Below are 23743 nucleotides of genomic sequence, written 5' to 3'. Positions count from 1 at the left end.
TCCTCCATTTTAAAAGTTAAAACTAAGACATACTCGTCACTGTTAAAGTTAATCCCTCAGCATTAATAACTTTTATTTTTGAACCAAGCTCTAGCACAGACTCATCATCATAAACCGCATTCCAGATTTCACCACGAACACGAACTTTCAGTTTTGTATCCTGAACGTTAATGACTTCACCCTCAAGCCCGATCATCCCCTGCACACCCAAATCGGATTTACGGGAATGAGCTTTTGCAACAAGATAAACAACACTACCTACAAAGACCGCAAAGGATAAAACCGTACCTATAATTGTCCCAAGTGGTAGCTGTTGAACCTCGCCTCCTCTGAAAAGCACAAGAGAACCTACAAAAAGGCTGATAATAGCTGCAACGCTGAGTAACCCGTAACTGACAATAAAAACTTCGAGGATAAAAAACACTCCGCCAAGAAGCATTAAAAGCAGACCTGTAGCGTTTGTGGGAAGGATAGACATGGCATAAAGAGCTGTTACAAGACAAAAACCACCGACAACTCCCGGGAAAATGGCTCCGGGGCTAACCAGCTCAAAAAAGAGACCGACAATACCGGCTATCAACAGAAAATAAGCAACCTGCGGATTTAGAAGCCACGAAAGAACAGAATAACTCAGTCCAGCTTCATAATTTACAAGAGAATAACCATTCTTGGAAAATTTCACTTCCTCCCCATTCAAGAGAAGACCCTTAGCTCCAAGCTGCTCAAGAAAATCATCAGGTGAAACAGCTATAAAATCAACAACATTCAGTGTGACTGCTTCCTGAGCATCAATACTAACTCCTTTAGTAACAGAATCGGAGTACCAGTTGATATTCCTAGCTCTTTTACGAGCAACTCCTTTGATCAGGCTGGCTAAGTCACTTGTAACCTTCTTGCTCATAGTATCAGGAAGATCATCACCGGACGATGAAACGGGTGAAGCGGCCCCGACGGTTGTACCGGGGGCCATGGCTGACACATTAGCAGCCGCAACCATAAAAACTCCGGCAGACGCGGCATGTGAGCCTTCAGGGCCAACCCATATGCAAATTGGAACTGGCGGATTCATCATGATCTTGACGATGTCCCGCATCGAGGTTGTAAGTCCGCCCGGCGTATCTAATCGCAACAAAATCAAATCATGTTCATCATCAACCGCCAGCTTAGCCATATTCTCAATCAGGCTGACCTGAGCAGGACTTATGGCTCCTTCTAACTGGCCGTATAGGATTTTTAACCCTTCTCCGGCATAAGCTGAGCCTGACATGAAGATGATAATCACAAGAGTGATAATCATACATGAGTAAAGTTGTCTTAGATGTTTGAAAAATAACATATGCGTTCTCCCTGCCTATTGCTTTTGTAATCCATCATGCCAAATCAGCGCTGATAAATAAACAAAACAAATTAAAAAAGGCAGGTTCCCGCTTATATTTAAAAAAGAGGAAGACGTAAAAGAGGAATAGAAAGAAGCTGCTGCTCTTCAGGTGGAAGTACTTTGAGGAGATCCGGGTCTTGTAACACTATGACCTGCACGCCGTTAACATAAGCGGAAGAAGCATTTTCGGGAGCCTCGGGTGCGATAACTGAAAGACCCTTTATACCAAAACAAGCTACGAATTTTACACCGTAGGACTCGACTCCTTTCCAGAAAATATCCGGCCTGTTTTCAAGAGCATTTCCGTTCCAAGTTGTACACGGCCAAAACGAAATAGCTCCTTTAGGAAGCCCCATGTACCCGATAAGAGATTGGAAAAGCTTACGCCTTGCAGGATCTGCATCACCTGAAAGATCCTTCCCAAGTTGCGGGTAGGTCCAAAAAATCTGCAATCGCGGAGTTATGCGCGATGCAATCAAGCTCCATGGATCAGGCCATGAGCCGGCATCAGGGTGTTTTATTGGCTGTATACTCTGCTTAACAGGCGGAGGCGGAATGCGAGAAGGCTTCAAAGGCGGCGTTGACTGCTTAAAATGAGTTGGCATAGGCGCGGCGGCTGCCTTGCTGACAGGAGACGATTGCGGAGCTCTATTCACATTTGATTGCGAAGAATTAGGAGAAGCTTGCACTGCGCTTATAGTTTTCTGCTTAGCAGCAAGCTCAAGCTGCTCAAGCTCGGGCAAAGCGTCTTTAAATATAAAACGCAGGCCGTTTTGATACCACGGCCTGACGCTTTCGAGCACATTTAATTCTGCAGAAGGAGATCCCATATTCGCCACGCTATTTCTGTTTTTGGAAGATTAGGCCATTCTTCGGCCCGGCCAGACTTGTCTAAGACATAAACAGAATTTGTGAAAGACTCAAATCCCGCTCCCGGCATATTTATGAGGTTGGCAATTATCATGTCCAAATTTTTAGCCTTAAGCTTTCCGGCAGCAGCCTTTTCAATGTCAGAAGTTTCAGCAGCAAAACCGATAAGTTCCTGATCATCACGCTTCGTAGCTCCAAGAGTCTTTAATATATCAGAGTTGGATTCAAAATTAACGCTGAGCGAATCCTGACCAGCTTTTTTAAATTTGCTTTCACCATGAGGAACAGGCCTAAAATCTGCTACTGCGGCAGTAAGGCAACCAGTTGTACACTCGGGCCATACGTCAGTGGCGGCTTCGAACATCTGACGCGCACTGTCGACCTTGATTACGTTAACATCGGCAGGAAACCACCAGTTAACCGGACCGGAGACAACAGTAACTTTAGCTCCCCTGAGCCATGCCGCCATCGCGATACAAGCGCCCATCAACCCCGAGGAAGGATTAGACCAAAAACGGACCGCATCCCATTTTTCACGTGTAGGCCCCAGAGTAATCAGTACATGTTTACCACTCATATCATCGGGTGAAACAGCCCTGAGAGAATGCACGAAGATTGATTCCAGAGTAGCAAGCCGCCCGCTTCCGTGATCACCGCAAGCAACATCGCCGCAATCAGGACCTATAAACTCAACTCCGCGCTTAGCAAGCAAAGCACAATTGTCGCGAGTCGCAGAAGCATTCCACATGGCCGGATTCATAGCCGGAGCAACAAGCTTCGGTCCGGGAAAAGCAAGAACCTGACAGGAAAGCATATCATCCGCCAAACCGTAAGCCATGCGGGCAAGGGTGGAGGCTGTGGCAGGAGCGACAACTAAGGCATCAGCAGCCTGACCGGGTTCAAGATGTCCGAAAATCTCATCTCCGGCTGGAAACATCGAATCCCAAACTTTAAAAGCACCAAGGGCCTCAAAACTGAGGCCCTTAATAAATTCCTGTGCACCTGAAGTTAAGGTGGCGCTGACTTCTATCCCGGCCTTGCGATACATTCGCAAAAGATCCAAAGACTTATAGGCTGCAACGCTTCCGCAAACCCCGAGGTGAATCCGTTTTCCTAGAAAACAGTCAAAATTAAGATGTTCATTCATTATTTTATATTCTGCTCGTGAACCCCGCCACTATCGCGAAGAGATTCAGCTTTAAGTTCTACAGCATAAATTTCAACTTCGGTGTTGTATGAACCGTCAGTGATACGAATCATGCAACTTTTGTAAGGCTTCTTAAAGACAATGGTGGACATGCTGGAAATTATAGAGCTTTCTTTTGTCCAGTTGTCTTTTGCCATCTGATTCACGAAAAAATCGATCAGTGATTGATTTTCAACACGGCCTTTCATTACGATCATGCCGGTTTTGAATTCTTTATTTTCATATATAAAGGTTCTTTCAGGCACACGGCTGAGTTCGTTTGGAACGGCTATATCATCAAATTCGGTATAAGGTACAAATTCTTCATAGCTTTCAGTTGCACCGACTGCCGCAACAGCGGGTTCTTCCGGGCTAGTTTTTTTCCCGCTGACACAACCTAAAAGCTGCATAACCAACATTGAAACAACTAATAATCTGATAACATTACGCATATTTGTTCCTCCGGTATTAAAAACCAAATTAAGTTGTAATAATTACACTCAAATAGAGAGCTTTAAAAGATGCCAATCAAGGAAATTAAGCTTTATATAAGTCATAAGCAGAATATCTTCTAGACTTTTTCTACAGACTCAAAGATGAAAAATCAATTGCCATCAACCGGATCTAAGGTTTAAGACGTTTGATTTTATCCAGGAAATAATTTTCCATCTCTCTACGATCACGGCGAAGCCTGACAAGTTCAGCTTCCATAACTTCAATTTTATTTCGCAAGTTACTGTTTTCTTGAGACAATTCAGAAGTGACTTCTTCTAATTCAACATCCTTCTGCTCAAGAGCGCACGTTCTTTCGTCGTATCCCTCAGTAATTGAACTGATGTCAAGCTGAGGAAGAGCCTTGATTTTTTTCTGACTGCGAGCAAGAAGAACAAAAGCTTTTTTGAGCTTATAAATATCTTCACGCTGTTCATCAATGATGGACTTCTGATTAGCAACCATTTCAAGTGATTTTGTCATGTTCGCCATCATGTCAGCAAAAGCTCCGCTCAGCTCTGCCTGAATATTCATAGAAGGCTGAGAGGCGACGGACCTTTCGGTTGAGCTGATCTCGATTGTACGAGGGAATTCAGAACGAAGTATTTCCTCTATCTCGGTGGTCACCATACCATCATTATAAAGGGAAACAATACGTTTAAAAATTTCAACGGCAGATTCCGGGTATTTTGTTACCCTGCCCATTTTTCTGCAAGAAAGGTACTCCTTAAACAGCGAGGCGTAACGCCTGGCGGTAGGAGCAGGAATCATAGTAATCTTGGATATTTCCGCGACTGATAACCATTTCATAGTATAATCCGTAAGTTCGTGATCAACGTGAGAATGAAACAACCTAATTGAACAGCAATCAAGCATTAAACGAAGTCCTAAAAGAGTCTATCTGCTTGTTGGAAAGATTCTTACCAGATTATCATCAATAAAGAAAACTGAAAAAATGAAGACAATCCCAAAAGATTTAAATTTAGAAAGCTACAACTTTGAATTACCGGAAGAACGCATTGCACAGTGCCCTGCCGAAAAAAGACACGATTCAAAACTGATGGTTCTGGACAGAACTTCAGGTGAAACTGAAATCAAATCATTCACCGACGTTCCTGACCTTTTACCTGAAGGAGCGCTTCTGGTTGCAAATAACTCAAAAGTTATACCTGCCAGAATTTTCGGTAAAAAGCCTTCGGGCGGAAGAGTTGAATTTTTACTCCTCTCCCCGGTTCCCTTAATTGTGCCAACTGCAACCCCGCAAGGTTATAAAGCTGTTGTCAAAGGATTACTGCGTTCCTCAAAACCGACAAAAATCGGCAGCGAAGTTAAATTCGACTGTGACATGAAACTTACGGTTTTAGGCAAAGGCCAATTCGGGCTGTCTGATGTTGAGCTTGAATGGCAGGGAAGCTTAAAAGAAATTTTTGAAACCTGCGGCAAAATTCCCCTTCCACCATATATCAGGCGCGTTGCTAATGAAACTGATAATGAAAGATATCAGACTCTCTACGCCTGTGATGATAAAGCCGGATCGGTGGCAGCGCCGACAGCCGGACTTCATTTTTCAAAAGAAATTGAAGAAAGACTGCGCGAGAAAAATATCGAGCGGGTCGAAGTCACTTTATATGTAGGGTACGGAACTTTCAGCCCGGTCAGAACTACCGACATTCGCGATCATGAAATGCACAGCGAATATATTGAAATTCCGGAAGAAACAGCCCGCGCAATCCAAAAAGCTAAAGACGAAGGACGGGCTGTTATTGCCGTAGGGACAACTTCGGCCCGAACGCTTGAAGGAGCTTTTCAACAAACCGGAAAGATATGCGCATTCAAGGGTGAAACTAATATTTTCATCTATCCCGGCTATGAATTTAAGGTTGTAGACCGCATGTTGACTAATTTTCATTTGCCAGAATCATCACTTGTAATTATGATTTCCGCTCTGGCTGGTAGGAATCACGTTTTGAATGGATATCAAAAAGCCATAGAAAACGAATTCAGATTCTTTTCTTATGGTGATTCAATGTACATCAGATAATTTAAACCACGTACAATCCCAAAATTTGCACCTAACAGTAAATCGTTATACGCTACTTATGAAATAGTCGGCCTCTAATGCAGACTGTTCTAAAATTATTAATGACCGTAATGGTCCTTGGCCCGTTTAATTACGGGCTTTTCTGTCACGGTAACAGGAGTTTAGGATGTCCCGAGTTGAATTTTTGGAAGAACGGTGCAAGGGTTGCCTGCTCTGCACAGTTGTCTGTCCAAAGGAAATTATAAGGCAATCCGACCGTTTCAATCAGCACGGCTACAAAGTGGCCGAAGTTCCGGCTGAAGACATGGATAAATGCACAGGCTGTACGTCTTGCGCACTTATATGTCCGGACGTGGCTATCCGCGTCTACAGGACCCCGAAAGCCAAAGGAGCAGAATAAGATGGCTAATAACGGCGAAAAACTTTTTATCAAAGGCAATGAGGCTATTGCACGCGGCGCGATCGCAGCCGGCCTCAAATGCTACTTCGGCTACCCCATCACACCGCAGAATGACATCCCTGAATATATGTCAGCAGCACTTCCCGCAGTCGGCGGTGAATTTGTGCAGGCGGAAAGTGAAATTGCGGCGGCAAATATGCTCATCGGAGCGGCTGCATGCGGTGTTAGAAGCATGAGCTCATCATCAAGCCCCGGCATATCACTAAAACAGGAAGCAATATCTTACCTCGCAGGAAGTCAGCTGCCTACAGTCATTGTCAACATGAACCGCGGTGGACCGGGTCTTGGCGACATCGGACCTAGTCAGGGCGACTATTTTCAGTCTGTAAAAGGCGGCGGTCACGGTGACTACAGATTACTAGTCCTCGCTCCCGGCACATGTCAGGAAGCATATGACCTGACAATCAAGGCGTTTGACCTTGCTTTTAAATATCGCAACCCCGTCATGATTCTCGGTGATGCCATTCTCGGACAAATGAAAGAGCCTGTCATCACATGGACTCCAGACGAAAAAGACGAAAAAGAAGGCCACGACTGGCGCATGTGCGGAGCCAAAGGCCGCGAAGGCCGTATACTTAAATCCCTGTTCCTCAGTGAAGGCTCTTTAGCTGCTCACAATCAGATGTTGCAGGACAAGTATACAGACATGGCTTCATACACTCAGCAGGAAGAATATCAGATTGATGATGCTGAACTTGTTGTCGTAGCCTACGGATCTATCGGCAGAATTGTAAAAAGCACAATCAAAAAACTCAGGAACGAAGGACACAAAGTCGGCCTTTTCAGACCGATCACACTCTACCCGTTCCCTTCCGGCGATCTCAAAAAACTTGCTGAGCAAGGTAAGAAGTTCCTTACAATAGAACATAACCTTGGACAGATGGTTGAAGATGTCCGTCTTTCAATCCGCACAATCACGGATTCAGACTTCTTCGGCTTCCTACCGGGCAACCTCCCCACTCCCGATGACTTCGAAGGACCGATCCTTAAAAGTCTTGGAGGTAAATAGATATGAGCGAACAAGAAATTATAGCATTCGACAGAGCTGATGCTCTTGTAGATGTGCCGACTCACTACTGTCCGGGCTGCCAGCACGGTGTAGTTCAAAGACTAGCTGGAGAACTGCTCAGCGAAATGGACCTTACCGAGAACACACTTCTCGTAACTTCCATCGGCTGTTCTGTTTTTCTCTACAACTACCTTCACGTCGACAGCGTGGAAGCTCCTCACGGTCGCGCTCCTGCTGTTGCAACAGGTGTAAAAAGAGCACGTGCCGACAAGTTCGTTCTTTCCTACCAGGGAGACGGCGACCTTGCATCAATCGGTATGGCTGAAATTATGCACTGTGCAAACCGTGGTGAAAACATCTCCATCATCTTCGTAAACAACACTGTTTACGGAATGACAGGTGGCCAGATGGCCCCGACCACAATGATTGGGCAAAAGACCACAACCTCACCTGCCGGACGTAATGCTGCAAAAGAAGGCATGCCTATCCGTATGGCTGAAATTATCAGCCAGCTCGGCGGAACCGCTTTCTCAGCTCGTGTGGCTGTGAACAATGTTAAAAATATCCGCAAAGCTAAAAAAGCTATGAAAAAAGCTTTTGAAGTTCAGCAGAAAGAACTCGGATTCGGATTCATTGAGCTTTTGGCAACCTGCCCGACCAACTGGAGAATGACCCCGATCAAGGCGAATGAAAGAATCGAAGAAGAGTTGATTCCTTACTTCCCTCTGGGTGTGTTTAAAGATTTAACAGTGGAAGCGGAGGACTAGCCAGATGAGCAAGTATCTTGACAGCATTATTGCCGGATTCGGCGGACAGGGCGTCATGCTTATCGGCAACCTGCTAGCCTATGCGGGCATGAATGCCGGACTCAATGTAACCTACATCCCAGTATACGGCCCTGAAATGCGCGGCGGAACGGCCAACTGTACAGTTGTTCTTTCCGAAGAAGAAATTGGATCCCCAATCATCCGCAGCCCGCACGGCCTGATTATGATGAACCGTCCTTCACTGGAAAAATTCCAGCCGGTTCTGATGGACGGCGGAGTTCAGATAGTCAATTCCTCTCTTATAGATAAAGAGCTGGTTGATACTGACCGCATCAAATCATACCTTGTTCCTGCCAACGATATCGCCGACAAAATCGGCAATACCCGCATGGCAAACATGGTAGCTCTGGGCGCTTTCATCAAAGCAACAGGAATTATGGACATTAAGGCTGTTATCGACAGTTTGCCAAACGTAATTTCCGCTCACTACACTCACCTTATCCCCAAAAATGCCGAAGCTCTGCAAGCAGGCGCTGACGCTATTGCTTAACCAAAAGATTCAAAAGAATCAGTAATGGCTATCAAGGCCCGGATAGAAAGGCTTTATGCCCTTCTATCCGGGCCTTTTTTTAATCGTAGGAGCCAAAAATGAACGTTTTCAGACCAGAAAAACTTTTCGGGATAATCGGGTTTCCACTAGGACACTCGATGAGTCCTCTTCTGCATAATTGGGGATTTTCGCAAAAAAACATTAAAGCCGCATACATGGCTTGGCCCACTACGCCGGAGAAACTCGGTGACTTCATGACAGCTCTTAAAACTCTGCCGATTTCAGGTGCAAGCGTGACCATTCCCCACAAGATGTCTGTAATGAACTACATTGACAAACTTACTCCCCGCGCAAAGTCAGTTGGCGCTGTGAACACTCTCTACTGGAAACAGAATAAACTGATTGGTGACAATACGGATACAGCTGGTTGTTCAGAACCCTTACGCCCTCATTGTGATCATGTGGAAAGAGCTTTGCTCATTGGCGCAGGAGGGGCGGCTCGCGCGGCAATTGTAGGACTTAAGAGTCTTAAAATTAAAAAGATCTTCATTACAAACAGAACAAAATCAAAAGCCGATGCTCTGGCTGATGAATTTGAAATATCATGTGTCGATTGGGACGAAAGAGGCAATGAACATTATGATCTGGTCATAAATTCAACATCACTCGGCATGTCTGGAGACAAGCAGCAGATCAACCCCATGATCATGGATCATATTGACGAAAAAACAATTGTCTATGATCTGGTCTACAACCCGCTTGAAACCATTTTCCTTAGAGACGCGAAAGCAAAAGGCAGTAAAACTATCAGCGGAATTGAAATGTTTTTACATCAAGGCCTAGCTCAGTTTAAATTATGGACAAATCATGATTTAGATGAATTAGAAGCTCGTAAGCTTTTACTTAAGCACCTGTAAAGAATCAGTGAACACTGCTCCAGAGGAGGATAAATATGGAACACATAGATGCCGATTTGTTAATTCAAGAATGGCAAGATGTTGTCGATTTATTAGCAGCTATTATCAACGTTCCTGCGGGCTTAATCATGAAACTTGATAAGGGTAAGCTTGAAGTTTTCGTATCAAGCAAAACACCAGACAATCCATATAAAGTAGGCGAAAATGAAGTAATGGAAAACTCTGGCTTATATTGTGAAACCGTCATCAAAAGTAATAAAAAACTAAAAGTGACCAATGCTCTTACAGATGACAAGTGGAAAAACAATCCCGATGTAAAGCTGAACATGATTTCTTACCTAGGATTTCCCATACGATACCCAGACGGAAACCCCTTTGGAACTATTTGCATTCTTGATTCAAAAGAAAACAACTACAGTGACAACCATGAAAAATTAATTGAGAAACTTAGAGATCTGATCGAAAGAGAATTAACTATTATCGATAACAACTACCAATTAAAAAGGATTTCTGAGATTGATGCACTAACTCAAATAGACAACAGATACTCTTTTCTTACAAAAGCCGAAATAGAGATAAACAGATCAAAACGCTATAACCATCACTTATCATTTATTTTCTTTGATTTAGATTGGTTTAAAAAAATAAATGATAAATATGGACATCAAGTTGGGGACACTGTTTTGAAAGAATTTTCAAAAAAAGTTAACTCACAATTAAGAACAACCGATCTTTTCGGCAGATATGGTGGAGAAGAGTTCATCGTTGCGTTGCCTGAAACAGATTTAACTTCTGCGAAGCTGTTAGCAAACAGAATTCGTGAACGTATTCAAAAAATGAATATTGTCTGCGGAAGTAGAAATATTTCTATCACAGTGAGTGCAGGAGTTAGTGAACTGACCGATGATGACCGTGATATAGACTCCGTCATAAATAGAGCCGACAAAGCTCTTTATGAAGCAAAGCAGTCTGGAAGAAATAAGGTCTGTTAATACCTTTAAATAATCTCAAACTCAAAAAGAAAGCCCGTTGCAATAACTGCAACGGGCTTTCTTTATAAACAAATTATTAAAGCCTACTGAACGTAAACTTTAATTCTGTCACCGGGGCGAATAATACTCTTGGAATTAAGGCGGTTCCACTTCATGAGCGACGAAACCTTAACACCGAAGCGACGAGCGATTCCGTAAAGATTATCACCGCGTCTAACCTTATACTTAACTAGTTGGTTATTAACAGTTCCGGCTTTAACCTTAGAAGATCTGGAACTCTTAGCTGAGTTGTCAGGAATATAAAGCTTCTGTCCGATTTTAAGTCTGGATGAACGAAGTCCGTTTGAGCGTTTAAGTGTGTTGACACTTACCTGATAGCGGCTTGCGATATCCCAGAGAGTATCCCCTTTGCGCACTCTGTAGTTTGCCCTGCTTTGAGCTGTGCGGCGTGTTTTTGTAACCTGTCTTGTATAGAGAGAAGCTGTCGATCCTTTACCCGGAATCATAATGAACTGACCGGGTTTAATCAGATTTGACTTGCGATTATTAACACTTTTTAAAACCGAGACAGGCACTCTGTTGTTATGAGCAATGCGATGCCAGGAGTCGCCTTTTTTAATCTTGTAACGTTTGTAACCGGCAAAAGGTCTTGAGCGTGGGCTTTCAAGATAACTGGATGCTTTAACCATCACCTGCAAAGGAAGATAAGCATTGATGGCTGCATCAGGAGGGCTGACTTGTCTGCGGAAATGCGGGTTATATGTGTGGAAATCATTCCATTTCATATCACAGGCTTTAGCCAGAGCAAGTAAATCCGTTCCACCGGGAACTTTAACTGTTTCTACTTTAATGCCATTATTCCAATTAATTTTCTCAAACCCGAGCGGTTCAAGATTTTTAAAGATCTTGGAAATAGCGATAAATTTAGGGACGTAATTTTTAGTTTCTGCTCTCAGTCTATATTTTCTACTAAGCTTATGATTCTTTTTGGTGAGATCAAAAAAGTCTTCAGCACCGGTCTTTTTCAAAGCCCGGCCAATCTTTCCTTCACCCGCATTATATGCGGCGAGTGCAAGATACCAGTCTCCGAACATCTCATGAAGGATATTCAAATACTTTGCAGCAGCTAAAGTGGATTTATAAGGATCTCTGCGTTCATCAACCCACCAGTCGACCCGTAAGCCGAAGTGACGACCGGTATAAGGCATAAACTGCCACATACCTGCTGCTCCGACTCTTGAATAAGCCATTGTATTATAGCCGCTTTCCGCGAAAGGAAGCATGGCTAAATCTTCAGGGATATTGTTCTTAGAAAGGACTTCACGGATATAAGGTAAGAAGGGTTCAGACCGCTTAAGCCAGTTAGTAAAAGTCTTACGAGCTTTATGGGTAAAATATCCGAAATACTGCTGAACTTCTTTTGTATCATGAACATCAAGATTAAAATTGATGCCTGAACTGCTGGCAAGAAGAGCTTTCTGCTCTTCCGGTGTCAATTCTTCAGTTTCGGCTGGAGTTGACTCAAGTTCAGGGTCAAGAGTTTCTACTTCGGAATCTTTATATTCAGACTCGGCAGCGCTATTCTCAGAAACATTAATTTCAGAATCTGATTCAGGAGTTACCGTCTTTTGTGCACAACCGGCAAAAAGAATAAAAATAGCCAACAGCGCAACTAAACGAAATAATTTCGGGCTATTCACTGTCTGCTCCAACCTTGCGTTATATGTATTGTTTTTTTTCATAAATTATCTAGAAAAACTATAGATTCTAATTGTTTAATTAGGAAAAAAAGTCTCAAGGACCTAAAAATAATGATTTTTTACAGAAATTAATGATGATTATCAAACAATAGTAGAGCTATCCTAAAGTTTGAAGGTTTGCAATAGCAAAATAAAAGGACTAGATTGCCGGAAACGGCTCAACGACAGGGTTTTAAGGTCTTTTGAAACCGTTTCAGGTACATACCTGAACAAAGGAAATAGAAACGATTTTTCTCTAAATATTAAATCTTATTTTTTTGCCAATTAATACGGGCGAATAAGGTAAACACAATTTTTTTGTTCATTTACCTTGATTAATCGGGTTAAAATCAGCGAGAAAGCTCGCAAGAGAAAGTGCTATAAATAATATTTTTCAATATAAGGTATTTTTAATGAAAAACAGATCTCAAGAAGATGAGAACACCATCATTGTAGGACGCAAACCCGTCCAGGAGCTTCTTTTAAACGATCCTAAGAGCATTGATATGCTTTACGTGCAAAAAGGCCGTCAGGACAAAAATTTCGAACGAACCATTGAAAGATGTAAAAAATTCGGCATTAAATATAAAATTGCAGACAAAGAAGAATTAGCTCGTATTTTTACGGGAAATCACCAAGGGATGATTGCGAAAGTGGCCGCGCTTTCATTTATCGATTTCGATGAACTGTTAGCAAACCTCGCTGATGCTCCTCTTCCCCTTTTAGTGGTACTCGATCAGGTTCAAGATCCCGGAAATGTCGGAACGCTCGCCAGAACACTATATTCACTCGGTGGAGCAGGAATAGTTGTGGCTCGCCACGGCGCCGCATTCCTCGGACCGGGAGCTGTTAAAGCTAGTGCCGGAGCGTTGACCAAGTTACCTATAGCCCGTGTCTCCAATATATCTCAGGCTCTGGATAAAGCTCTTGATATGGGTATAAATGTTTACGGAGCCGGACTGGCTGACGACTCCAATCCCGTATATGACGTAAAACTCATGGGACCGGCCATACTGGTTCTAGGAAATGAGGAAAAAGGAATCAGGCTGGGAGTTGAAAAACGCTGTCAGGAACTGATTCACATCCCGTTCAAACGTGAATTCGATTCTCTGAACGTCGCTCAAGCCGGCGCCATCCTCATCAGCGAATTTTCCAGAACTCTGGGCTGATCAAACCGGCTCTACTCAAATTAATTAAAAAGCCCTTGAAGACTAACTGCTTCAAGGGCTTTTTTGCGAAAAATTTTTATAATAATTATCGTATATAATTAGGCAGATTCAAAAAAATATTACGGGTAAAATCGATCATTTTATCCATAATCCACGGGAATGCTATCAAAAGAGCAATAAACATTGATACAATTTTCGGAACAAAAGTAAGAGTCATTTCCTGAATCTGAGTAGCGGCCTGAATTACACTGACAAAAATACCTACGACCAAACCGACGCCAAGCATTGGCAATGCCAGCGTAAGAGCCAATTCAATTGACTGTCTTGCGAATCCGATAACGAATTCAGGGGTCATAAATATCTCCGTGTATTGACAAATCCACTTTTAAGAAAAACTCTGACGGCTTAAGACAAACCAGTCCCTTCGTCACTGAAATGTATTAACAAGAGACCCTGTCAGCAAAGACCAGCCGTCTACCATAATAAACAAAAGAATCTTAAACGGCAGCGAAACCATCGCAGGCGGCAACATCATCATACCCATTGCCAGCAGGATACTTGCGATAACCATATCAAGAATCAAGAATGGAACATAGATCAAAAATCCGATGGTAAACCCTGTCTTAAGCTCACTGATTGTGTAAGCAGCAACCAAGAGCATAGTATTAACATCTTCTTTTGTTTCAGGTCGGGCTTCACCTGTGATGGAATAAAAAATCGAAAGATCTTTTTCGCGAGTATGCTTGAAAAGAAATTTCCGCACAGGAATCTGCGCTTTATCCAACGCCTCTTTAAAACCGATTTCTTCGTTCAAATAAGGCTGTAACGCTGTGTTATTTATAGCTTTACCGGTAGGCATCATGATTACCACAGTCATAAAAATGGCAAGACTGGCTAGAATCTGGTTAGGCGGCATCTGCTGTGTGCCCATTGCCTGCCTTAAAAAGTGGAAAACAATAATAATTCTAGTAAACGAAGTCATGGTCAAAAGTATGGATGGAGCCATACCTAGAACGGTCAGCAAGAATAGAATTTCAAGCAGACGCGAAACCTGTTCAGGCTCATCCTGCCCGGCAGCAAGATTCAGCGTCAAAGTAGGAATGGTCTGATCCTGAGCAAATACAACCGCAGGCAGAACCAGCAATAATATTGCGCTAAGAGTCAGAAGAGCCGGTATTTTCTTTTTTAAGAAATCCGGCAAAATCTTTTTCATCCTTTCCATGAACTTCTTCCCTTGCTTGAAGCAGAGTAATTTTATCCTGAGTAACACCAAGCACAAGATCCTGACCGCGATACTTAATAACTGTAATATTCTGACGCGGTCCGAGCGGGAGACGTTCTACAATCTGCAACTCTTTGTTCCGCACACCGGAAAAGGATACGCCAAGATTAAGACGCCGCATAAAATAAAAAACCAAAAGAAGCATTCCCAGAATAAAAAAAAGTGCTCCCGACATTTTAAGCACGGAGCTGACCCCTGCATCAGGGACAGACATAGCAAGCGGCACAGAAGCGTTAAGCAAGGTGTTTAACCCGCTCAATAGGACTGATAATATCGGTAAGTCTGATACCGAATTTCTCGTTAATTACAACAGCTTCCCCTCTGGCAACCAACTTTCCGTTCACATAAATTTCAAGCGGCTCACCTGCAAGCTTGGTAAGCTCCACTACAGAACCTGCTCCAAGCTGTAAAAGCTCATTAATAAGCATTTTAGTGCGACCAAGTTCAGCTGAAACATCAAGAGGAATATCGAGAATAAAATCAAGGTCACGTCTTGAACCGTCATGACGTGGATTTTTTGCTTCGCTTGTAAAATCATTAAAATCTGCGTCTCTGGTTTGAGTACGAAGAAATTCCTGTTCCTTTTCTTTCCGGATATCATCTCCGGTATCCTCAGCCAATGCGGAAGCCCACTCATCAGCAAGAGCGTCGTCACTTCCCCCCCCCGCATCTCCGGCTCCGGCATCATCGCCCTGTTCACCAAGAGCTGCCGCCCATTCATCGGCAAGAGCATCATCGCTGCCGGCATCGTCACCCTGCTCAGAAAGAGCAGAAGCCCATTCATCAGCAAGAGCGTCATCATTGCCGTCACCGGGGTCTGATCCCAAAGCATCACCGCTATCCGTATCTTCGGTTAGCGCGTCCGCCCACTCCTGTGCGAGTTTATCCTGATCAAGATCATCAGACATCATTCCCGTAAACCTCCGGCTTTATCATTTATTGCCTGCCGAATAATCTGTATTAAACGCCAAGAACTCGACAGAGCAATACAGCAATTGCAAAAAGCGTGCTACTGAATAACCATATCTGTAAAATATACCTGCGAAACCTTAGCTCCACCCATAATCTGGTTAAGCCGGTCTACAATTTCTTTCTTTAGGAGAATCTTGTTCTCCATGCTGGATAAATCCTGAAATGTTTTACTGGAAAGAAGCAGAATAAGCGTATCCTTAACCATCGGCTCTTTCTTATTAAGCTCCGCAACAGCTTCTTCGCTAATGACTTCTACATCAATACCCAGTTTCAAATATCTTCGTCCAAGCGGGTCAGCAAGGTTTACAACAAAGGTCGGCAAAGTAACGGTGAAACCGTCACCTGGCAAAGGAGCCGCATTAGGATCAACTGCTTCTTCAGTTTTTGAAACTTCAGCCGCATCTTCCGGCGCTCCTGCAAAAAACTTCTGATAGGCGAAAAATCCGCCGCCGCCGAGAACTGCAAGAAGCAGAACAAGAATAATCCACTTCAGCATGCTGCCTTTTTTCTTCGCTTCCTGTCCATTTTCTTCGGCCATGATATTCAGCCCTCTCCAGTGTTACTTTACTAAATTACGAATACCCGCCCAAATGGGGAGTTGTTTTAATCAAAATTTCTACTCGTCTGTTCTGGCCCCTGCTTTCCGGAGTTGTATTACTATACATCGGATAGGTAGGACCATAGGCTGACATAGTAAGCCTGTGGTTAGAAATACCCTGTTCAACAAAATAAGTAAGCACGGCTATTGCCCGCTGTCCCGAAAGTTTAAAATTGGAAGGACTCATTCCCCCCACATCATCAGTGTAGCCAGAAATATTGATATCCGCCGCCCCTAGATAATCAAGAACAGGAATCAGTTGGTAAAGCAGAACTTTTGCATTGTCATCAAGTTCATACTTGCCCAGCGGGAACAGTAGCTTGTCTGTAAGTACAAGGGCAACCCCTTCCGGCTTTGCAAGAACTTTCAGGTTCTCTTCAAGTGTCGCCTTGTCCATATCCGGGGGAAGAATCTCATCGGGAAACAACAAGTCCTTAATTCTGTTTTGCTTTTCGAGAACTTCCCAGGGACGCTCAAGCATTTCACTGACCAAAGCCACTTTGGCTGTAACCCGTCCTGATCCTCTTTTTGAGAGAAAACCGAGCTCCGCCGGAGTAATCGTAACCCTTGTAATAAAACTCTGATCCATGGATGCCATACTGAGCAAGAGCACAAAAAATGTCAAAAGAAGCGTAACAAGATCAGAAAATGTGACCAGCCAGGCTCCACCCGGATCAGGAAATTTTTTCTGTTTTTTTTTAGCCATAATTTAAATAACCGCTACTGCTTGCTCTGTTTTGGCTTCGCAGAATCCTTTATCGGAAAAACGAAACCGTCATAATCAAAACTGCCATCGCGCTTTTCTACTTTTTTAGGCTGATATTCTTTAAGTTCCCGCTCAACAGAAGGATTTCTTGTATCCAGCACGATATCAACTCTGCGATTTTTAAGCCGCCCCTCCGGAGTAGCATTGGGATAGCGGGGATTAAACTTTCCAAAAGCTTCTATTTTAAGCATCTCTGGATTCATGCCGCTCTGAACAAGATGAGTGTAAACAGAAAGCACCCTGTCCAATGAAATTTTCCATGAAATATCAGGAAGAAGATCCTTATCTTCCACCCTGTAATCATCACCGAGTTCATCCCGTAAAATAGATGTATGCCCGGCAAGCATAATAGGATTGGTAACACGTTTTAAAACCGGAATAGCTGTATCCAGTATCTTCCGGCCTTCAAGTGAAAGTTCGGAACTGTCCGGCATAAATAAAACATCCGCACCGATAGAAATAATCTGAACAAATCTATTAGACTCAAAGCGCAAATCATCTTCTGTAAATTCCCAGAGCATCGGTTTTACGGGCTCAAGGTCATTCTTAACCTCAAGCGGACCGACTTCAATAGTTCTGCGCGTATCTGTCGTGGAAAGAACGTCATACCCTTTAGTTCCAAAACCGAAAGTCCCGATAATTGATCCGAGAACAACCAACTTTCTACGTTCATCAACCACCGACATACTAACCAGAAGCACAAAAAAAGTGAGCATCAATGTCATGAGATCACTGAATGTAATAAGCCAGAGCGGCTGCCCCTCAGGAGGTATCTGTTTTTTCTCTCTACCCATTCGCCCCCCGATCAAATCCCTGAAAACATATTATAAACCGGATTTGAAAAAATACACTTCGAACCTAATCTACAATTCTACGAATTTTAGGAGGCAGGAAGCTATTGAGCTTTTCTTCAATAATCTTGGGATTCTCACCTTTTGAAATAGAAATGATACCTTCCATTACCATTTCACGCAGAAGAACTTCTTCCTTACTGCGGGTTTTAAGCTTACCGGACATCGGAGTGAACACAAGGTTGGCCAGAATCGCTCCGTAAAGCGTAGTAAGCAGCGCAACAGCCATCGCAGGTCCGATTGAACTAGGATCACTCATGGTCTGGAGCATCTGTACCAAGCCGATAACAGTTCCGATCATTCCCATTGCAGGGGCAAAATCAGCGAAGACTTTCAAAATTTCAGCACCTGTTTCGTGCCTGTTTTCAAGGTACTGAATTTCCGTTTCAAGAATTTCCTGAATTACTTGAGGCTCAAGACCATCAACGGTCAGCTGCAATCCTTTACGCAGAAAGTCATCTTCAATGCTTTTAAGTGCAGGTTCAAGAGAAAGGATTCCTTCGCGGCGGGCGCGATTGGCAAAATCCATAAACTTAGCAATGATATCAGAAGGAGATTCAAGGCTTGAGAAAAATGTTTTCTTGATAACCCCTACGACACCGATAATGTGTCCTGCAGGATAATTAACAAGAGATGCTCCTATGGTTCCTCCGATAACAATAAACACAGAAGGAACAGAAATAAAAATACCCAAAGGACTCCCGACAAGGATAGCCGCGACTACCAGTCCAAATGAAAGAACTATTCCTATTACGGTACCCAGATCCATTTAGTCCGCCTATCCCTGTGTTGTGAGCCGGAGACTTAACTCAATCTCTGACCAAAAATTCTTGTTCCGACTCTGACCATTGTAGAGCCTTCCTCAATCGCAACTCTGAAATCCCCGGTCATCCCCATGGACAACTCAGGAAGCTTGATGCCGAACAACTTTTCCATGCCCTCGGAAAGCATGCGAAGTCTTGCAAAATATGGGCGCGCTCCTTCCGGGTCTCCGAAAAATGGAGGAAGAGCCATAAAACCCGTCAACTTTAAATTATCCAAAGTAGATATTCCTTCAATTAACGAAGGGAGCTGCTCTTCGGACACTCCGCTTTTCTGCTCTTCTCCGGCGGTATTAACCTGAATCAGAATGTTTTGAACAACACCAAGTGATTGTGCTTTTTTATTCAAAAGTTCTGCCAGCTTAATTGAATCAACACTATGTATAGCGCAAAACCTTCCGGAAACATACTTCGCTTTCTTGGACTGAAGACCGCCGATGTAATGCCAGTCAATATCCAAAGAAGCCAATTCGTCCTGTTTTGCGAGAGCCTCCTGCACGTAAGACTCACCAAAACATTTATGCCCGGCTTGATACAATATTTCAATATCAGAAGCCGGATGCAACTTCGAAACGGCCATAACAGCAACAGATCCGGTCTTTCTTCCAGTCTTTGCAACTGCGTCAGCAACGTCTTCATTAACTGCCGCGAGGTTTTCTATAAGTTCTTTTTCCCTACTTTCCATCTGCTTACTACCAACCGTATTGAACCGGCTTATATTAAATTTCGGTTGTTATTAAATATTTCTTTAATAAAAAGAAAATAAAAGAACAAGAAAGCTCTTCATTTACCTTTCTAAAACAAATCACTCAGGTTAAAAAAAGCTTTCTCTTTTTTATGACCTCAACAAAACAGATTGTCTGCTATTCTCCAAGACCTATCGATCTCAAGAACCCAACGTCTTCTGTCCAGCCTTCTCTAACCTTAACCCAAAGTTCAAGCATAACCTTCTGCTCAAGCATTTCTTCTATTTCAGTACGGGCCTTGATTCCTATTTTCTTAAGGTTTTGACCGCCCTTACCGATGATCATGCCCTTATGGTTACTCTTAGTGGTGTAGATAATGGCACCGATATTAACAAGATTTTTCTCTGGATCTTCATTCCAGAACTCAATCTCAACGGCAGTGGAATAAGGAAGTTCCTGCTGAAGACTCATGAAAAGCTTTTCGCGAATAACTTCGGCAGCCATGAAGCGCATCGGAACTGTAGAAATCTGATCGTCAGGGAACATGGGAGCGCCTTCAGGCAGTGCTGCTTTGATCTTATCAAGCAATACGTCCGCGCCGTCTCCTTTGCGTGCTGAAATCGGAAAAAATTCAGCATCCGGCCACATTGCCTGCGCCTTTTCCATGACCGGCAAAAGCATAGCCTTATCTTTAACTTTATCGATTTTATTTACTGCAACATAAACAGGACGGCCTGAACCGTTGACCGGCTTTACCAAAGGAGCCAGCTCCTGTTCCATCAGATGAGGTTTGGATGCGAAAAAAGCGGCATCAAAAAGAACTACAATGACATCTGAACTTGAAAGAGCATCCCATGCGGTCTCAAGCAAAAAACGATTCATCTTTCCGCGCATTCTGTGAATTCCCGGAGTATCAAGAAAGACTACCTGAGAATCGTCATCACTGAGAATTCCGCTGATGCGGTTACGGGTAGTCTGGGGCTTGGGAGAGACAATCGCCACTTTCTGCCCGAGATAATGATTCATTAGTGTACTTTTACCCGAATTCGGGGGCCCGAGAAGCGCTACAAATCCGAATTTAAATTCCGACATTGATTTATCCTCATTTATTATTTAAACCCGCATATTTTTTTAAAAAAGCGGAATAAAAATTATATTTTCTTGTTTTTAAATTATTCTCTACCGAAATAACTACACGAAAAAAACGGTACACGCCAATTTTCTTATCGTCAGTTATTTACAACTAAAGGCAACCATACTTTTAACAATCAAGCCCTTCCCAAGCATGCTCGGGAAGGGCTTTGAAACACATTTATAACCTAGATAAAATCTAGCATTTATCTAGAGCCATACAAATATACTTATAAAACAAGCAGATATTCACTACTCTTCTTCTTGAGTATAGCCACATCCTTTTTCAGGACAGGCAATGTGAGTTCCTTTTGCTTTTGTTGTCTTTTTGACAAGCACAGGGTGTCCGCACTTAGGACAAGGTCCATCAATAGGCGGATACCACACGGCATAATCACAATCAGGATACTGATCGCAAGAGAAAAAGATTTTCCCCCGGCGAGAACTTTTTTCTACAAGCTCACCTTTGCAACCTTCTTTCGGACATTTAACTCCGGTAGAAAAAGGCTTCGCAAACTTACAATCAGGATAATTGCTACAGGCAATAAAGCGGCTTCCTGTTCTGGCTCTCTTTATTATGAGATCACCCTTACAATCCGGGCACACGCCCACAACCTGCGATTCTTCCGTTTCAACAACTTTAATAACGCCGTCATCATCACGCGCAAAGTTTTTAATACTGCGACATTCAGGATAACCCGTGCACCCGAGAAATTCACCTCTGCTGGAACGCTTGATTGCCATAGGCAAGCCGCACTTTTCGCAGGTAACTCCGGTATCTTCGGCTGGCTGATCTTCCAGAACTACAATCTGACCTTTATCATCACGAGTAAAGTTAACAATACTTTTGCATTCAGGATATTTTGAGCAACCTAAAAATTCTCCGGTCCGTCCGAACTTGATAACCATCGGAGCACCGCATTTTTCACACATAATCCCGGTATCCTCGCCGCCGCGCTTCATCTCTTTCTGCGCAGTTTCAAGGGTGGGATAGAATCCATCAGCAAAGGTTCTCATCAAGGAAGTCCATTGAAGTTTACCTTCAGCAACATCATCAAGCTGTTTTTCCATGGCGGCGGTAAACCCGACATCCATCAATTCCTTGAAATGCTCACTGAGCTGATCGCTGACAACAAAACCGAGTTCGGTCGGTACAAATTTTTTCTCTTCAATGACCACATATTCGCGATCCTGAATTGTAGAAATAATCGCAGCGTAAGTAGACGGACGTCCTATTCCTTTTTCTTCAAGCTCCCGAACAAGCGAGGCTTCGGAATAACGGGCAGGAGGCTGAGTGAACTTCTGTTCTTTATCAATTTTATTGACCTTGAGATTCTCACCTATTTCCAACTTCGGAAGCTCGATAAGTTTCTCATCGCCAGTCTTACCTGTTACGCGCATAAATCCGGGAAAAAGTAATCTTTCGCCCTTGGAACGCCAGATGGTTTCGCCAGCTTCAACGGTCACTACAGTATCCCAGAAACGGGCCTGCGCCATCTGTGAAGCAATGAACCTGTCCCAGATAAGTTTATAAACTTTAAACTGATCAGCCGGCAAAAACGGTTTTACATCATCAGGCTGAATCGCGGCATCAACAGGTCTGACTGCTTCATGAGCATCCTGCGCGCTGCCTTTTGATTTAAAGACTCTGGCCTTAGAGGGATAAAATTCTTTTCCGTACTTCTCAAGGATGAGTTTTTTTGCTGCATCACGAGCTTCATTCGCGATTCTGACTGAGTCAGTACGCATATAGGTGATAAGAGCTGTTGTGCCTTTATCGCCCAATTCAACCCCTTCATAAAGTCTCTGGGCAAGAGTCATGGTGCGCTTGGCTGAATATCCCAGTCTACGGTTAGCATCCTGCTGAAGAGTAGAAGTAATATATGGAGGCAGCGGGTTACGCTTGCGCTCTTTTTCAGTAAGATCGGTAATTTTAAAAGAAACATCCTGAACGGACTTCTCAAGGGCTTCAGCTTGCTCAGCAGAACTGATCTCGGCCTTTTTCCCTTTATACTTCCAAAGATCGGCACTGAACGGAGGAGGATTATTGCCTTCCAGTTCAGCTTTAAAGAGCCAGTATTCCTCAGGAATAAATACTCGCCTTTCTTTTTCACGCTCGACTACAAGTTTAAGCGCAACGGACTGAACCCTTCCGGCTGAAATTCCGCGCTTAACTTTTTTCCACAAAATAGGAGAAATTTTATAACCGACAAGACGGTCAAGAATGCGGCGGGCCTGCTGAGAATCAAAAAGCTGCTCATTAAGCGGCTGGGGATTCTCAAGCGCTTCTTTAACGGCGCGCGCGGTAATTTCGTTGAACTGAATACGACTTACGTTTTTATTAACGTCCTCAAGAATGGCCGCAACGTGCCATCCAATAGCTTCCCCTTCTCGGTCGGGGTCAGGTGCCAGATAGACGTGGTCAGCTTTGGCTGCCGCTTTTCTCAGTTTACTTACCACATCCTCTTTACCGGGGATGATCTGGTATTGAGGTGTGAAATCACCTTCTTCATCAACACCAAGCTTATTCTTTGGCAAATCGCGGACGTGACCGACTGAAGCGGCCACTTGATAGTTTTTACCAAGAAACTTGCTGATGGTCTTCACCTTTGCTGGGGACTCGACGACAATAAGATCTTTACTCATAGTTTGGAGCCTATAACCATCAAGAGGACACTATGCAACCATAAAAACAGCATGAAAACAAATAATAGCCCTTAAAAAGAAGTGCATAGAGGGTATAAGGGTTATTATTAACCCCGCTAACAATCAGGAAGAAATGATTCTTTTTAACTTGGTCAACTTAGTCTGTAAAAATTTTACATCATTTGAATCGCGTGCGGACAACTCAAGCTCTTTAGCTACCACACTTACGTCAGGAAGTCCGAAAGTTCTGGCTGAACCTGCAAGAGCGTGAGCTCCTTTATATAAATTTTCAAGAGCATCTTCGCTGCCGGATGAAGCATACTCGGACAAAAATCCTTCAATCTTCATAACTCGCTCTCCAAGATCAGCGGCATATCGTTCATTCAATTCAGCCAGCTTTTTTTCCAGTTCATTCACGTT

General features: G+C 43.4%; 26 protein-coding genes. 8 read left to right on the top strand and 18 right to left on the bottom strand.

The annotated features are described in order from the left end of the window. Nucleotides 1–22: 22 nt before the first annotated feature. The 5 genes from JEY82_RS08450 to JEY82_RS08430 form a co-directional block, all read right to left on the bottom strand. Complete coding sequence (locus tag JEY82_RS08450) at nucleotides 23–1336, bottom strand: nodulation protein NfeD (RefSeq protein WP_304084873.1); 1314 nt, start codon at nucleotides 1334–1336, stop codon at nucleotides 23–25. A gap of 98 nt (nucleotides 1337–1434) precedes the next feature. Then, on the bottom strand, nucleotides 1435–2208 hold the full coding sequence (locus tag JEY82_RS08445) for a hypothetical protein (protein ID WP_304084870.1): 774 nt from the start codon (nucleotides 2206–2208) through the stop codon (nucleotides 1435–1437). Continuing rightward, nucleotides 2184–3395: a bifunctional phosphopantothenoylcysteine decarboxylase/phosphopantothenate--cysteine ligase CoaBC gene (gene coaBC / locus JEY82_RS08440; protein ID WP_304084868.1), complete on the bottom strand. Its 1212-nt coding sequence runs from the start codon at nucleotides 3393–3395 to the stop codon at nucleotides 2184–2186. The genes JEY82_RS08445 and coaBC overlap by 25 nt, the downstream gene beginning before the upstream one ends. Next, nucleotides 3395–3886, bottom strand: coding sequence for a hypothetical protein (locus tag JEY82_RS08435; protein ID WP_304084866.1), 492 nt, complete (start codon nucleotides 3884–3886; stop codon nucleotides 3395–3397). Before JEY82_RS08435 ends, coaBC begins: the two co-directional genes overlap by 1 nt. Nucleotides 3887–4058: 172 nt before the next feature. Beyond that, the gene (locus JEY82_RS08430) at nucleotides 4059–4736 is read right to left on the bottom strand and encodes a hypothetical protein (protein ID WP_304084864.1); all 678 of its coding nucleotides are present in this window, start codon (nucleotides 4734–4736) and stop codon (nucleotides 4059–4061) included. A gap of 145 nt (nucleotides 4737–4881) precedes the next feature. On the opposite strand from JEY82_RS08430, the gene queA reads away from it, so the two are divergent. The 7 genes from queA (at nucleotide 4882) to JEY82_RS08395 (ending at nucleotide 10662) form a co-directional block, all read left to right on the top strand. Beyond that, nucleotides 4882–5967, top strand: coding sequence for a tRNA preQ1(34) S-adenosylmethionine ribosyltransferase-isomerase QueA (gene queA / locus JEY82_RS08425; RefSeq protein ID WP_304084863.1), 1086 nt, complete (start codon nucleotides 4882–4884; stop codon nucleotides 5965–5967). Nucleotides 5968–6133: 166 nt separating this feature from the next. Then, complete coding sequence (locus JEY82_RS08420; RefSeq protein ID WP_092157948.1) at nucleotides 6134–6367, top strand: 4Fe-4S binding protein; 234 nt, start codon at nucleotides 6134–6136, stop codon at nucleotides 6365–6367. A 1-nt stretch (nucleotide 6368) separates the two neighbouring features. Then, entirely contained in the window at nucleotides 6369–7436 is a 1068-nt protein-coding gene (locus JEY82_RS08415; RefSeq protein WP_304084861.1) for a 3-methyl-2-oxobutanoate dehydrogenase subunit VorB, read from the top strand. Between the two features lie 2 nt (nucleotides 7437–7438). Further along, the gene (locus JEY82_RS08410; protein WP_304084858.1) at nucleotides 7439–8203 is read left to right on the top strand and encodes a thiamine pyrophosphate-dependent enzyme; all 765 of its coding nucleotides are present in this window, start codon (nucleotides 7439–7441) and stop codon (nucleotides 8201–8203) included. 4 nt (nucleotides 8204–8207) lie between these two features. Then, nucleotides 8208–8753, top strand: a complete 546-nt coding sequence (locus tag JEY82_RS08405; RefSeq protein ID WP_304084855.1) for a 2-oxoacid:acceptor oxidoreductase family protein — start codon at nucleotides 8208–8210, stop codon at nucleotides 8751–8753. Between the two features lie 98 nt (nucleotides 8754–8851). Next, on the top strand, nucleotides 8852–9670 hold the full coding sequence (gene aroE / locus JEY82_RS08400; protein ID WP_304084852.1) for a shikimate dehydrogenase: 819 nt from the start codon (nucleotides 8852–8854) through the stop codon (nucleotides 9668–9670). Between the two features lie 35 nt (nucleotides 9671–9705). Beyond that, nucleotides 9706–10662 (top strand): sensor domain-containing diguanylate cyclase, encoded by a 957-nt coding sequence (locus JEY82_RS08395; RefSeq protein ID WP_304084851.1) that lies wholly within the window; start codon nucleotides 9706–9708, stop codon nucleotides 10660–10662. 83 nt (nucleotides 10663–10745) lie between these two features. Here JEY82_RS08395 and JEY82_RS08390 read toward each other — a convergent pair whose 3' ends face one another. Beyond that, entirely contained in the window at nucleotides 10746–12362 is a 1617-nt protein-coding gene (locus tag JEY82_RS08390; RefSeq protein WP_304084849.1) for a LysM peptidoglycan-binding domain-containing protein, read from the bottom strand. A 452-nt stretch (nucleotides 12363–12814) separates the two neighbouring features. Here JEY82_RS08390 and rlmB point away from each other — a divergent pair, with 452 nt between their 5' ends. Beyond that, nucleotides 12815–13570 (top strand): 23S rRNA (guanosine(2251)-2'-O)-methyltransferase RlmB, encoded by a 756-nt coding sequence (gene rlmB, locus JEY82_RS08385; protein ID WP_304084847.1) that lies wholly within the window; start codon nucleotides 12815–12817, stop codon nucleotides 13568–13570. 85 nt (nucleotides 13571–13655) lie between these two features. Here rlmB and fliQ read toward each other — a convergent pair whose 3' ends face one another. The 12 genes from fliQ to JEY82_RS08325 form a co-directional block, all read right to left on the bottom strand. Then, a complete protein-coding gene (gene fliQ, locus JEY82_RS08380) occupies nucleotides 13656–13925 on the bottom strand; it encodes a flagellar biosynthesis protein FliQ (protein WP_092157964.1) in 270 nt (89 codons plus the stop codon). Nucleotides 13926–13997: 72 nt separating this feature from the next. Further along, on the bottom strand, nucleotides 13998–14783 hold the full coding sequence (fliP, locus tag JEY82_RS08375) for a flagellar type III secretion system pore protein FliP (RefSeq protein ID WP_304085067.1): 786 nt from the start codon (nucleotides 14781–14783) through the stop codon (nucleotides 13998–14000). Then, nucleotides 14725–15093 carry a flagellar biosynthetic protein FliO gene (gene fliO, locus JEY82_RS08370; protein ID WP_244512179.1) on the bottom strand — a complete coding sequence of 123 codons (369 nt, stop codon included), beginning with the start codon at nucleotides 15091–15093 and terminating at the stop codon, nucleotides 14725–14727. The genes fliP and fliO overlap by 59 nt, the downstream gene beginning before the upstream one ends. Next, nucleotides 15086–15763: a flagellar motor switch protein FliN gene (fliN, locus tag JEY82_RS08365; RefSeq protein WP_304084841.1), complete on the bottom strand. Its 678-nt coding sequence runs from the start codon at nucleotides 15761–15763 to the stop codon at nucleotides 15086–15088. The genes fliO and fliN overlap by 8 nt, the downstream gene beginning before the upstream one ends. A gap of 98 nt (nucleotides 15764–15861) precedes the next feature. Then, nucleotides 15862–16362, bottom strand: coding sequence for a flagellar basal body-associated protein FliL (fliL, locus tag JEY82_RS08360; RefSeq protein WP_092157970.1), 501 nt, complete (start codon nucleotides 16360–16362; stop codon nucleotides 15862–15864). A 34-nt stretch (nucleotides 16363–16396) separates the two neighbouring features. Continuing rightward, on the bottom strand, nucleotides 16397–17128 hold the full coding sequence (locus JEY82_RS08355) for an OmpA family protein (RefSeq protein WP_304084837.1): 732 nt from the start codon (nucleotides 17126–17128) through the stop codon (nucleotides 16397–16399). 14 nt (nucleotides 17129–17142) lie between these two features. After that, nucleotides 17143–17982, bottom strand: coding sequence for a flagellar motor protein MotB (locus JEY82_RS08350; protein WP_304084835.1), 840 nt, complete (start codon nucleotides 17980–17982; stop codon nucleotides 17143–17145). A gap of 64 nt (nucleotides 17983–18046) precedes the next feature. Then, nucleotides 18047–18808 carry a motility protein A gene (locus JEY82_RS08345; protein WP_304084832.1) on the bottom strand — a complete coding sequence of 254 codons (762 nt, stop codon included), beginning with the start codon at nucleotides 18806–18808 and terminating at the stop codon, nucleotides 18047–18049. A 35-nt stretch (nucleotides 18809–18843) separates the two neighbouring features. Beyond that, nucleotides 18844–19545: a YggS family pyridoxal phosphate-dependent enzyme gene (locus tag JEY82_RS08340; RefSeq protein ID WP_304084829.1), complete on the bottom strand. Its 702-nt coding sequence runs from the start codon at nucleotides 19543–19545 to the stop codon at nucleotides 18844–18846. A 178-nt stretch (nucleotides 19546–19723) separates the two neighbouring features. Continuing rightward, nucleotides 19724–20638, bottom strand: coding sequence for a GTPase Era (era, locus tag JEY82_RS08335; RefSeq protein ID WP_304084826.1), 915 nt, complete (start codon nucleotides 20636–20638; stop codon nucleotides 19724–19726). 291 nt (nucleotides 20639–20929) lie between these two features. Next, nucleotides 20930–23323 carry a type I DNA topoisomerase gene (gene topA, locus JEY82_RS08330; protein ID WP_304084824.1) on the bottom strand — a complete coding sequence of 798 codons (2394 nt, stop codon included), beginning with the start codon at nucleotides 23321–23323 and terminating at the stop codon, nucleotides 20930–20932. Between the two features lie 123 nt (nucleotides 23324–23446). Beyond that, entirely contained in the window at nucleotides 23447–23740 is a 294-nt protein-coding gene (locus JEY82_RS08325; RefSeq protein ID WP_304084822.1) for an Hpt domain-containing protein, read from the bottom strand. Between the last annotated feature and the right edge of the window lie 3 nt (nucleotides 23741–23743).

Origin of the sequence: Maridesulfovibrio ferrireducens (assembly GCF_016342405.1) — a bacterium.
Lineage (GTDB): Bacteria > Desulfobacterota > Desulfovibrionia > Desulfovibrionales > Desulfovibrionaceae > Maridesulfovibrio > Maridesulfovibrio ferrireducens_A.
Note: the sequence above shows the minus strand (reverse complement) of the source record. Positions and strands in the feature narration are given on the sequence as shown.

Bases quoted from the DNA above. Each gene is read 5' to 3' on its own strand.
- rlmB (WP_304084847.1), top strand. From the start codon at position 12,815: ATGAAAAACAGATCTCAAGAAGATGAGAACACCATCATTGTAGGACGC.
- coaBC (WP_304084868.1), bottom strand. From the start codon at position 3,395: ATGAATGAACATCTTAATTTTGACTGTTTTCTAGGAAAACGGATTCAC.
- JEY82_RS08420 (WP_092157948.1), top strand. From the start codon at position 6,134: ATGTCCCGAGTTGAATTTTTGGAAGAACGGTGCAAGGGTTGCCTGCTC.
- topA (WP_304084824.1), bottom strand. From the start codon at position 23,323: ATGAGTAAAGATCTTATTGTCGTCGAGTCCCCAGCAAAGGTGAAGACC.
- JEY82_RS08435 (WP_304084866.1), bottom strand. From the start codon at position 3,886: ATGCGTAATGTTATCAGATTATTAGTTGTTTCAATGTTGGTTATGCAG.
- JEY82_RS08340 (WP_304084829.1), bottom strand. From the start codon at position 19,545: ATGGAAAGTAGGGAAAAAGAACTTATAGAAAACCTCGCGGCAGTTAAT.
- queA (WP_304084863.1), top strand. From the start codon at position 4,882: ATGAAGACAATCCCAAAAGATTTAAATTTAGAAAGCTACAACTTTGAA.
- JEY82_RS08410 (WP_304084858.1), top strand. From the start codon at position 7,439: ATGAGCGAACAAGAAATTATAGCATTCGACAGAGCTGATGCTCTTGTA.
- JEY82_RS08395 (WP_304084851.1), top strand. From the start codon at position 9,706: ATGGAACACATAGATGCCGATTTGTTAATTCAAGAATGGCAAGATGTT.
- JEY82_RS08445 (WP_304084870.1), bottom strand. From the start codon at position 2,208: ATGGGATCTCCTTCTGCAGAATTAAATGTGCTCGAAAGCGTCAGGCCG.
- JEY82_RS08405 (WP_304084855.1), top strand. From the start codon at position 8,208: ATGAGCAAGTATCTTGACAGCATTATTGCCGGATTCGGCGGACAGGGC.
- JEY82_RS08430 (WP_304084864.1), bottom strand. From the start codon at position 4,736: ATGAAATGGTTATCAGTCGCGGAAATATCCAAGATTACTATGATTCCT.
- JEY82_RS08450 (WP_304084873.1), bottom strand. From the start codon at position 1,336: ATGTTATTTTTCAAACATCTAAGACAACTTTACTCATGTATGATTATC.
- era (WP_304084826.1), bottom strand. From the start codon at position 20,638: ATGTCGGAATTTAAATTCGGATTTGTAGCGCTTCTCGGGCCCCCGAAT.
- JEY82_RS08355 (WP_304084837.1), bottom strand. From the start codon at position 17,128: ATGGCTAAAAAAAAACAGAAAAAATTTCCTGATCCGGGTGGAGCCTGG.
- fliN (WP_304084841.1), bottom strand. From the start codon at position 15,763: ATGATGTCTGATGATCTTGATCAGGATAAACTCGCACAGGAGTGGGCG.
- fliP (WP_304085067.1), bottom strand. From the start codon at position 14,783: ATGAAAAAGATTTTGCCGGATTTCTTAAAAAAGAAAATACCGGCTCTT.
- fliL (WP_092157970.1), bottom strand. From the start codon at position 16,362: ATGGCCGAAGAAAATGGACAGGAAGCGAAGAAAAAAGGCAGCATGCTG.
- aroE (WP_304084852.1), top strand. From the start codon at position 8,852: ATGAACGTTTTCAGACCAGAAAAACTTTTCGGGATAATCGGGTTTCCA.
- JEY82_RS08415 (WP_304084861.1), top strand. From the start codon at position 6,369: ATGGCTAATAACGGCGAAAAACTTTTTATCAAAGGCAATGAGGCTATT.
- JEY82_RS08350 (WP_304084835.1), bottom strand. From the start codon at position 17,982: ATGGGTAGAGAGAAAAAACAGATACCTCCTGAGGGGCAGCCGCTCTGG.
- fliQ (WP_092157964.1), bottom strand. From the start codon at position 13,925: ATGACCCCTGAATTCGTTATCGGATTCGCAAGACAGTCAATTGAATTG.
- JEY82_RS08345 (WP_304084832.1), bottom strand. From the start codon at position 18,808: ATGGATCTGGGTACCGTAATAGGAATAGTTCTTTCATTTGGACTGGTA.